Consider the following 8,874-nt stretch of genomic DNA (forward strand, 5'->3'; position numbering starts at 1 on the left):
CGGGTTCCGAGCTGCCCCTCCGATGCCTCAGACTGGTTTCCCGTGAGTGACACCCCGCTGAACCGCCGCCCGATATCCCGCGTCATCCTGCTGTCGGGCCCCTCGGGGTCGGGGAAGTCCTCGCTGGCCGAGCGCAGCGGGCTCCCGGTCCTGCAACTGGACGACTTCTACAAGGACGGCGACGACCCGACGCTGCCGCAGCTGCCGGACGGCGGCGGGACGGACTGGGACTCCCCGCTGTCCTGGCACGAGGAGCAGGCGCTGGCGGCGATCCGGGCGCTGGTCTTCGAGGGCCGGGCCGAGGTGCCGGTGTACTCGATCCCGGACAACGGCCGGGCGGGCAGCCGCCTGCTGGAGCTGGACGGCGCGGCGGGCTTCGTGGCGGAGGGGATCTTCGCCGCCGAGCTGGTGCGCCGGTGCGCGGCCGAGGGCCTGCTGGGCGACGCGCTGTGCCTGCGCAACAAGCCGGCCACAACGGCCTGGCGGCGGTTCCGGCGGGACGTCCGGGAGGGCCGCAAGTCGGTGCCGTACCTGGTCCGCCGCGGCCTGCGGCTGATGCGGGCCGAGCGCGGCATCGTGGCCCGGCAGGTGGAGCTGGGCTCGTACGCCTGCTCGGGCGTGGAGGCGGGCCGGCGGATCGCCGCGGTGGCCCGGCAGCTGCCCGCCGAACTGGTCTGAGCGGCGAGGACGACGGGGACGGATGGGAGCGGCGAGGACGACGGGAGCGGGCGGGGCCCCGGTGCCGTTTCCCCCGCACCGGGGCCCCGCCCGTTCCGTCCGGGTCCGGGACCTCCCCCCGCGGCCGTCTCCCCCGAGTCGGCCGCCGCGTCCCGTGCCCTTCCCCCCTGTTCCCCCTCTTTCCCCCCCGCTGCCCGTCCCCCGACGGGAGTCCTGTGCGCCGTGCGCGGCTCAGCTACCGGCGCGGCTCAGGCGACCAGCTCGCCGAAGGCGTGCACGGTGTCGCCGGAGCGGTTGAGCTGCTCGTCCTCGCGCATCCGGCGCAGCGCGCGCCAGATGGAGCTCTTCACGGTGCCGACGCTGATGCCGAGGATGTCGGCGATCTCCGGGTCGGTGCGGCCCTCGTAGTAGCGCAGCACGAGCATGGTGCGCTGGTTCTCGGGCAGCTTGGCGAGCGCCTGCCAGAGCACGGCGCGCAGCTCGGTGCCGCCCATCGCGTCGGTGTCGCCGGCGTGCTCGGGGAGCTCCTCGGTCGGGTACTCGTTGATCTTGCGGCGGCGCCAGGCGGAGATGTGCAGGTTGGTCATGGTGCGGCGGAGGTACCCGCCGACGGCGGCCTTGTCGGTGATCCGGCCCCAGGCGCGGTAGGTGGAGAAGAGCGCGCTCTGCAGCAGGTCCTCGGCCTCGTGGCGGTCGCCGGTGAGGTGGTAGGCGGTGGCGTACAGGGAGGCGCGGCGCTCGCGGACGTACGCGGTGAACTCGGCGATGTCGCGCGCCTCGTCCGCCGCGGCGGCCGGGTGCTCCCCCTGCGCGCCCCCCTGGTCGGCCTGCTCACCCCGGAAGGTCTGCGGCGCGAGCCGCAGCGTCCGGCCCGCCACCGGGTTCCCGGTCCGGTGGTGGACGGTGTCCCCGCTCCTGGTCCCCACGACCGGGCGACGGGTCCCGGCGTTGTGCGCGCACCCCCGGACGAGCACGGTGCCGGCGTTCTCCTCCTCGTGCCGAGGCCGGTTGGCGCCGAGGACGGCGGAACGCGGCCCGGCGTTTCGGGTCGTCAGCGTTGCGGTCATCGGGCACCCCCATGGTCGGTACGAGCGGATCTGCGCCGCCGCGGCTCCGGGCGTCGGCCCGGCGCCGTTCTGCGGCGACGAGGAAAATCCTGCCGTCCGCGCGTCATGGCGGTGTCCGCCGACTGTCACAGGGCTGTCACAAGGAGGGCGGTCCGTGACGGTCGGGTGCCCCGCCGATCCGGACGCCGGAGCCGCGCGGTCCGGTTCCCGGTGCGCCGGGGGTCACCCGGGTGGGTGCTTCCGGAGGCGGGGTGGGACACAATGACCCCCGTGTCTTTCCTGCTTCTGATCGAGGACGACGACGCCATTCGCACCGGCCTCGAACTCGCCCTCACCCGCCAGGGTCACCGGGTGGCCGCCGCCGCGTCCGGCGAGGACGGCCTGCGCCTGTTCAAGGAGCAGCGCCCGGACCTGATCGTGCTCGACGTGATGCTGCCCGGCATCGACGGCTTCGAGGTGTGCCGGCGCATCCGCCGCACCGACCAGCTGCCGATCATCCTGCTGACCGCGCGCTCTGACGACATCGACGTGGTGGTCGGCCTGGAGTCCGGCGCCGACGACTACGTGGTGAAGCCGGTGCAGCCCCGGGTGCTGGACGCCCGGATCCGCGCGGTGCTGCGCCGCGGCGAGCGGGAGAACTCGGACTCGGCGGCGTACGGCGGCCTGGTGATCGACCGTTCCGCGATGACCGTCACCAAGGACGGCCAGGACCTCCAGCTGACCCCGACCGAGCTGCGGCTGCTGCTGGAGCTGAGCCGCCGCCCCGGGCAGGCGCTCTCCCGCCAGCAGCTGCTGCGGCTGGTGTGGGAGCACGACTACCTGGGCGACTCCCGGCTGGTGGACGCCTGCGTGCAGCGGCTGCGGGCGAAGGTCGAGGACGTGCCGTCCGCGCCGACCCTGATCCGGACCGTCCGCGGCGTCGGCTACCGTCTCGACCCGCCCGCGTGACACTTCCCCTCCGACTGGTGAGCCCTTCTTGACCGACCATCAGACCGCGCCGCGCCGGGCCCGTTCGGCGTCCTGGCGGCGGCTCAGTTCGCTGCGGGTCCGGCTGATCGCGGTGTTCGCCGCGGTCGCGCTGGTCACCGCCGTCTCCGCGTCCGGCATCGCCTACTGGCTGAACCGCGACGCGGTGCTCAAGCGCGCCCAGGACACCGCGCTGAACGACTTCCGCGGTTCGCTGACCCGGAACGTCTCCCAGCTGCCGCTGCACCCGTCCTGCGCGGACCTGCGGGCGCTGGCGGTGCAGGTGGCCAGCTCCGGGCTGGCGTACGACGTGGTGGTGGTGGACGACTCGGTGCCGGACTGCACCGCGTCCTCCGACCCGATCGCGTTCGGCGTCCGCCAGGTGCCGGCCGCGCTGCTCACCGCGGTGAACAAGCCGCGCGAGACCGGCCCCGGCAACCCGTACCCGTACCACCTGTACTGGCAGCGGGTGAACCTGGCCGGGCCGTACGTGGTCGGCGGGACGAAGGTGGTGCCGGGCGGGCCGACCGCCTACATGTTCAAGTCGCTGCAGAACGAGCGGGCCGACCTGAACACCCTGGGCGTCTCGCTGGCGATCGCCACCCTGCTGGCCCTGGTCGGCTCGGCGCTGCTCGCCCAGGCCGCCTCGGCGACCGTGCTGCGGCCGGTGCGCCGGCTCGGGGACGCCGCCCGGCGGCTCGGCGAGGGCGAGCTGGACACCCGGCTCGACGTCGAGGGCAACGACGAACTCGCCGACCTGGCACGGACGTTCAACCGCACCGCGGAATCGCTGTCGGAGCAGGTCGCGGAGCTGAGCGCGCGCGAGGCGCAGTCCCGCCGGTTCGTCGCCGACATGTCGCACGAGCTGCGCACCCCGCTGACCGCGATGACCGCCGTCACCGACATCCTGGAGGACGAGGCCGACGTCCTCGACCCGATGATCGAGCCGGCCGTGCGGATCGTGGTCTCCGAGACCCGCCGGCTCTCCGGCCTGGTGGAGAACCTGATGGAGGTGACCCGGTTCGACGCGGGCACCGCCAAGCTGGTCGCCGACGAGGTCGACATGGCCGACCTGATCATGTCCTGCATCGACGGCCGGGCCTGGTACGACGCGGTCGAACTGGACGCGCCGCGCGGCATCCTGGCCGTGGTCGACCCGCGCCGCCTGGACGTGGTGTTCGCCAACCTGATCGGCAACGCGCTCAAGCACGGCGGCTCCCCGGTGAAGGTGAGGGTCCGCCAGGACGACGAGGCGCACACCGTGGTGGTGTCGGTCTCCGACGGCGGCCCCGGCATCCCGGAGGACGTGCTGCCGCACGTCTTCGACCGCTTCTACAAGGCCGACAAGGGCCGGGCCCGCTCCGAGGGCAGCGGCCTGGGCCTGTCCATCGCCGAGGCCAACGCCCGGATCCACGGCGGCGACATCACCGCCGCCAACAACCCGGACGGCCCCGGCGCGGTCTTCACCCTCACCCTGCCGCTCACCCAGCCGCCCGCCCCCGGGCCGGAGGACCTGCGATGACCGCCCGCCGACTCCCGCTCCTGGCGCTCGGCGCCCTGCTCGCCACCGCCCTGCTGACCGGCTGCGGCATCCGCCCCACCGCCGTCCCGGTCGACGCCGGCGCCCCGGCCAGCCGCACCGCCTGCCCGAACGAGGTCACCGTCCCCCTCGCCCCGGACAGCGCCGTCCCGTCCCCCGCGCCCGCCGCCTCCGGGCCCGGCACCGCCAAGCCCGCCGCCTCCGGGCCCACCCGGAGCGCCTCCCCGGCCCCTGCCGCCACGGCCACCCCCAGCAGCGCGTTCGTCGCCCCGTCGCCGAGCCACTGCCCCTGACCGCGGCGGCGCCGGGGGCCCGGCGGGGGCGGCGGGAGCGACGCGCGGGGGCGCGGCCGGACGGGGGACGGCCGGGCCGCGGGGAACCGGGCCGGACGGAAGCTGCGTCCCCGGTAGTGTGCCCACCACCGCACCGAGCGACCGCGTGACCGCCGACGACCGCCCGACCCGCCGACCGACGAGCGGCCGGGCCGGTACCGGACCGGCGGCGCCGTACCGGTCGCGGACGGCGGCCCGGCTGCTGCTGGGCCTGCACCTGCTGCTGCTCGGCTGGCTCTGCCTGCGGCCGGTCCCGGGCGACTGGACCAGCCCGCCCAACCTCAGCCCGTTCGCCTCGGTGCACCAGGCGCTCTCCCTCGGCGCGCCCGCCGCCGCCCGCCGGATCGGCTCCGGGGTGCTGCCGCTGGCCCCGGTCGGGGTGCTGCTGCCGCTGGCGGTGGGCTCGCCGCTGCGCTCCCGGCTGCTGTCCTTCCTGCGCACCGCGGGCGCCGCCGCGCTGCTCGGCACCGCCCTGGAGATCCTGGGGGGCTGGGCGCCCGGCCGCGTCCTGGACGTGGACGACGTGCTGCTCGGGACCGCGGGCGCGGCGCTGGCCCACCTGCTGCTGATGCCGCCGCTGCGCGCCCTGGACCGCCGCCGCTCCGCCGGGACGTGGATCGAGGCCCCGGCGGACGGGGACGCCCCGCACCCGGCGGCGACCGCTCCGGCGGTTCCGACGGTTCCGACGGTTCCGACGGTTCCGACGGTTCCGACGGTTCCGACGACCGAACGCGCGGCGGGCCGGGACCGGACGCGTCCGCGCCCCGCCCCGGCCCCCGGGCTGCCGGTGCTCCGCTCCCCGGCCGCGCCGCGGGGCTGAGCCGTCGGCCGGGTCAGCCCGCCGCGGTCTTGAGCGCGTCCAGGTCGACGATCTGGTCGGCCGCCGGGACGGCCGCCCGCACCGGCGCGTCGAAGTCGCTGAACTGCATGCTGCCGGTCTCGCCGCTGACCATGGACAGCAGGTGGGCCTCGCCCTCGTTGGCGATGGCGACCTCCAGCGGGTCGCCGCTCTCCTTGCTCTTCACCCGGAGGACGACCGCCTCGACGCCGCCGACCTGCTTGGTGCCGCCCTTGGTGCCGTCGTTCTCCGGCGTGCCGTCGTCGTTCAGGCCGGCCTTCTTGAGCAGTTGCAGGGACATGTCGCAGAACTCGCCGAAGCCGTCGGCCAGGTCGCCGGTCTTGCTGGAGGTCAGCCACTTGCCGGCGATCAGGTTGGCGACCGAGGTGTTGGCACCGGGGACGACCACCTTGATGAAGTCGGCGTCCGGCTTGAGCCACACCTTCCCGCCGGTGCGCAGGATCTCCGCCTTGCCCTTGTCCTTGATGGCGATGGTGCCGGCGCAGTTCCCCTCGGAGTCGGAGGCGACGTCACCGCTGATGTCGCCGTCCGAGTCCTGCACCTGGAAGTCGGCCTTGACGCTCTTGAGCTTCGCGTTCGCGGCCCGCATCCGGTCCAGGATCTGCTCCACCGACAGCGCCTCCAGCCCGCCGCCCGCCGCCGACTTCGAGGCTGCGGCGGAGGCGGCCGCAGTGGTGGCGGCGGTGGGCGCGGCGTCGCCCTTCTTGGTCCCGTCGGAACCGCAGGCCGTCAGGCCGGTGACACCGAGGGCGGAGAGGACGGTGACGGCCAGCAGCCGGTTCGCACGCATCAGAGCTTTTTTCCTGTTTCCTGGTTTCCTACGACGATCGGAGGCGCGAGTCTTCCAGCGGCCCGGGACGCTTCCGACACCACCTCCACCGCCTTTACCCCTCCTTTACTGATCATTTCCCCGGAAAAAATCCGGCGGACAAACTCAGGGAGGACCCGGAGCCGACCCCGAGACCGGCCTCCTCCCGGACGGGGGCCGCACCAGGGTCCGGATCGGCTTCCCGGTGGACGCGAAAGCGCAGGTCACGGCGGCAGGATGGAGTCATCGCCCCGGCCGGACGGACCGGTCGGGCCCACTCCTCGGAGGAGACGATGAGCAGCCTCGCCCGTCCCCGTCACCACCGCGTCATCGCCGGCGTCTGCGCCGGGCTGGCCCAGCGCTTCGGGCTGACCCCGTGGACGGTCCGGATCATCTTCCTGGTGTCCTGCCTGCTGCCCGGCCCGCAGTTCCTGGTCTACCTGGCGCTGTGGCTGCTGCTCCCCCAGGAGCCGTGAGCCGCCCGCGGCGCGGGGAGCCCGCGCCCGGCACGCGCGAACGGAGGGACCGCCCCCAGCGGGGCGGCCCCTCCGTTCGTGCGTGCGGCGGGTGTCAGCCGCCCAGGCCCGGCAGGCCGGGCAGGCCGGGGGCGCCGCCGCCGGTCGGGGACAGGCTGGTCAGGGTGCCGACCACGCCGCCGACCGGGGTCTTGGCCAGGCCCTGGCCGCCGGGGACGGAGTCCAGGCCGCCGACCCGGTTGGCCGCCGTCGGGGCGCCCTGCTCCTGGTCGACGCCGCCCGGGCCGGTCTGCTCGGCGACCGGCGGGGCCTGCTCCTCGACGGGGGCGGCGGCCGGGGCGCCGGCGGCCGGGTTGAGGGTGCCGGTCACCGTGCCGAGCTGGTCGCCGCCGGGGAGCTTGCTCACCGCGCCGGTGGCCGCGCCGGTCACGCCGGGGTTGGTGAGCGCGCTGGTCGGCAGTCCGAGGCCGCCGGGGGCGACCGGCGCGGCGGCGGCGGAGCCCGCGGCGGCGGCGGCGAAGGCGACGCCGAGCGCGGCGGCGCCGGCGGCCTTGAGAGTGGCCTGCTTCATGTGTGCGTCCTCAGTCCTGGTCGGGCCGGTGCGCGGCGGACGCCCGGGGTTGGGGACGTCGCCGTCACACCGAGTCAGCAGTGACCGGCCCACCGTAGTGAGAAGGCCGCCCCGCAGCCAAAGCCCGTCCACTCCGGAGAGTGATAAGTCGGACCATCCCTCCGGAGCGCGGCACCGCGCATCGGCTGCGGATCGGCCGCGGGTCAGCCGCGCGGGCCGAACAGCCACTCCGCCTTCAGCCCCGCGTAACCGGGCTTGATCACGTCGTTGATCATCGCCAGCCGCTCGTCGAACGGCAGGAACGCCGACTTCATCGCGTTGACGGTGAACCACTCCAGGTCCGCCAGGGTGTACCCGAACGCGTCCACCAGGTGCGCGAACTCGCGGCTCATCGAGGTGCCGCTCATCAGCCGGTTGTCGGTGTTGACGGTGACCCGGAACTTCAGCCGGGTCAGCAGCCCGATCGGGTGCTCCGCGTACGAGGCCGCCGCGCCGGTCTGCAGGTTCGAGGTCGGGCACATCTCCAGCGGGATCCGCTTGTCGCGGACGTACGCGGCCAGCCGGCCCAGCTGCACCCGGCCGTCCTCGCCGACCGTGAGGTCGTCCACGATCCGCACGCCGTGGCCGAGCCGGTCCGCGCCGCAGCACTGCAGCGCCTCCCAGATCGACGGCAGGCCGAACGCCTCGCCCGCGTGGATGGTGAAGTGGTTGTTCTCGCCCTTGAGGTAGTCGAACGCCGCCTGGTGCCGGGTCGGCGGGTGGCCCGCCTCGGCGCCCGCGATGTCGAACCCGACCACGCCGTGGTCCCGGTAGCGGTTGGCCAGCTCGGCGATCTCCTGCGAGCGGGCGGCGTGCCGCATCGCGGTCAGCAGCGTCCCGACCCGGATCCGGTGCCCGCGGGCCCGGGCGTTCGCCTCGCCGGTCCGGAAGCCCTCGTTGACGGCCTCCACCACCTCGTCCAGGCTCAGCCCGGCCTCCAGGTGCTGCTCCGGCGCGTACCGCACCTCGGCGTACACCACGCCGTCCGCGGCCAGGTCCTCCGCGCAGTCCGCCGCCACCCGGACCAGCGCCGCCCGGGTCTGCATCACCGCGCAGGTGTGCGCGAAGGTCTCCAGGTACCGCTCCAGCGACCCCGAGTCGGCGGCCTCCCGGAACCACGTCCCGAGCTCCTTCGGGTCGGTGGTCGGCAGCCCCCGGTAGCCGCAGTCGGCGGCCAGTTCGACGATCGTCTCCGGCCGCAGTCCACCGTCCAGGTGGTCGTGCAGCAGCACCTTCGGCGCCCGGACGATCTGCTCGGACGTGGGAACGCGCGGGGCCGTGCCCGCGAACGCGGTGATCTGCTTCTCCATCGCAGGAGCATACCTCCTACGCGCGTAGATTGCCTACCGCGAAGCCCGCGGGGCGCACGTCCGGGGGCCCGGCGGGGCGTGGGGGCCGCGTCAGGCGAACTCCCCCCCGTCGCGCCGCCCGGCGCGCCCTAGTTGTTCTGACCACGGAGGTTGGTGACGGGGTTCACGGCTTGGTGATCTTGAAATGAGTGAGGGCCTTCTGGCTCGGTGTGGATTGCGACATCTGCA

10 protein-coding genes are annotated in these 8,874 nt (G+C 74.5%); 6 read left to right on the top strand and 4 right to left on the bottom strand.

Features of this window, described 5'->3' with window-relative positions; genetic code table 11:
- Nucleotides 1–42: 42 nt before the first annotated feature.
- Nucleotides 43–678, top strand: a complete 636-nt coding sequence (locus tag ACIQVD_RS33545) for an ATP-binding protein (protein ID WP_400687081.1) — start codon at nt 43–45, stop codon at nt 676–678.
- 248 nt (nt 679–926) lie between these two features.
- Here the strand turns inward: ACIQVD_RS33545 and ACIQVD_RS33550 are convergent, their stop codons facing one another.
- Entirely contained in the window at nt 927–1,733 is an 807-nt protein-coding gene (locus tag ACIQVD_RS33550; protein ID WP_400687574.1) for a SigE family RNA polymerase sigma factor, read from the bottom strand.
- 282 nt (nt 1,734–2,015) lie between these two features.
- Between ACIQVD_RS33550 and ACIQVD_RS33555 the strand changes: the two genes are divergently transcribed.
- From ACIQVD_RS33555 to ACIQVD_RS33570, 4 genes are all read left to right on the top strand, one after another.
- Nucleotides 2,016–2,693, top strand: coding sequence for a response regulator transcription factor (locus tag ACIQVD_RS33555; protein WP_199528270.1), 678 nt, complete (start codon nt 2,016–2,018; stop codon nt 2,691–2,693).
- 28 nt (nt 2,694–2,721) lie between these two features.
- Nucleotides 2,722–4,233, top strand: a complete 1,512-nt coding sequence (locus tag ACIQVD_RS33560; RefSeq protein WP_400687084.1) for an ATP-binding protein — start codon at nt 2,722–2,724, stop codon at nt 4,231–4,233.
- Nucleotides 4,230–4,544, top strand: a complete 315-nt coding sequence (locus ACIQVD_RS33565; RefSeq protein WP_402292648.1) for a hypothetical protein — start codon at nt 4,230–4,232, stop codon at nt 4,542–4,544. Before ACIQVD_RS33560 ends, ACIQVD_RS33565 begins: the two co-directional genes overlap by 4 nt.
- Nucleotides 4,545–4,689: 145 nt before the next feature.
- Nucleotides 4,690–5,403, top strand: a complete 714-nt coding sequence (locus ACIQVD_RS33570) for a VanZ family protein (RefSeq protein WP_402292649.1) — start codon at nt 4,690–4,692, stop codon at nt 5,401–5,403.
- Nucleotides 5,404–5,416: 13 nt separating this feature from the next.
- Here ACIQVD_RS33570 and ACIQVD_RS33575 read toward each other — a convergent pair whose 3' ends face one another.
- On the bottom strand, nt 5,417–6,232 hold the full coding sequence (locus ACIQVD_RS33575) for a hypothetical protein (protein WP_402292650.1): 816 nt from the start codon (nt 6,230–6,232) through the stop codon (nt 5,417–5,419).
- A 311-nt stretch (nt 6,233–6,543) separates the two neighbouring features.
- Between ACIQVD_RS33575 and ACIQVD_RS33580 the strand changes: the two genes are divergently transcribed.
- Entirely contained in the window at nt 6,544–6,726 is a 183-nt protein-coding gene (locus tag ACIQVD_RS33580) for a PspC domain-containing protein (RefSeq protein ID WP_111556310.1), read from the top strand.
- Nucleotides 6,727–6,820: 94 nt separating this feature from the next.
- On the opposite strand, the gene ACIQVD_RS33585 is transcribed toward ACIQVD_RS33580, so the two are convergent.
- The gene (locus ACIQVD_RS33585; RefSeq protein ID WP_400687092.1) at nt 6,821–7,297 is read right to left on the bottom strand and encodes a hypothetical protein; all 477 of its coding nucleotides are present in this window, start codon (nt 7,295–7,297) and stop codon (nt 6,821–6,823) included.
- A gap of 203 nt (nt 7,298–7,500) precedes the next feature.
- Nucleotides 7,501–8,646 carry an adenosine deaminase gene (locus ACIQVD_RS33590; protein WP_400687094.1) on the bottom strand — a complete coding sequence of 382 codons (1,146 nt, stop codon included), beginning with the start codon at nt 8,644–8,646 and terminating at the stop codon, nt 7,501–7,503.
- Between the last annotated feature and the right edge of the window lie 228 nt (nt 8,647–8,874).

The sequence above is a fragment of the Kitasatospora sp. NPDC090308 genome (assembly GCF_044769485.1).
GTDB classification, from domain to species: domain Bacteria; phylum Actinomycetota; class Actinomycetes; order Streptomycetales; family Streptomycetaceae; genus Kitasatospora; species Kitasatospora fiedleri.

What these genes read in the sequence shown, in the direction of transcription:
- ACIQVD_RS33565 (WP_402292648.1), top strand. Translation starts at nt 4,230, where the DNA reads ATGACCGCCCGCCGACTCCCGCTCCTGGCGCTCGGCGCCCTGCTCGCC.
- ACIQVD_RS33575 (WP_402292650.1), bottom strand. Translation starts at nt 6,232, where the DNA reads ATGCGTGCGAACCGGCTGCTGGCCGTCACCGTCCTCTCCGCCCTCGGT.
- ACIQVD_RS33580 (WP_111556310.1), top strand. Translation starts at nt 6,544, where the DNA reads ATGAGCAGCCTCGCCCGTCCCCGTCACCACCGCGTCATCGCCGGCGTC.
- ACIQVD_RS33585 (WP_400687092.1), bottom strand. Translation starts at nt 7,297, where the DNA reads ATGAAGCAGGCCACTCTCAAGGCCGCCGGCGCCGCCGCGCTCGGCGTC.
- ACIQVD_RS33590 (WP_400687094.1), bottom strand. Translation starts at nt 8,646, where the DNA reads ATGGAGAAGCAGATCACCGCGTTCGCGGGCACGGCCCCGCGCGTTCCC.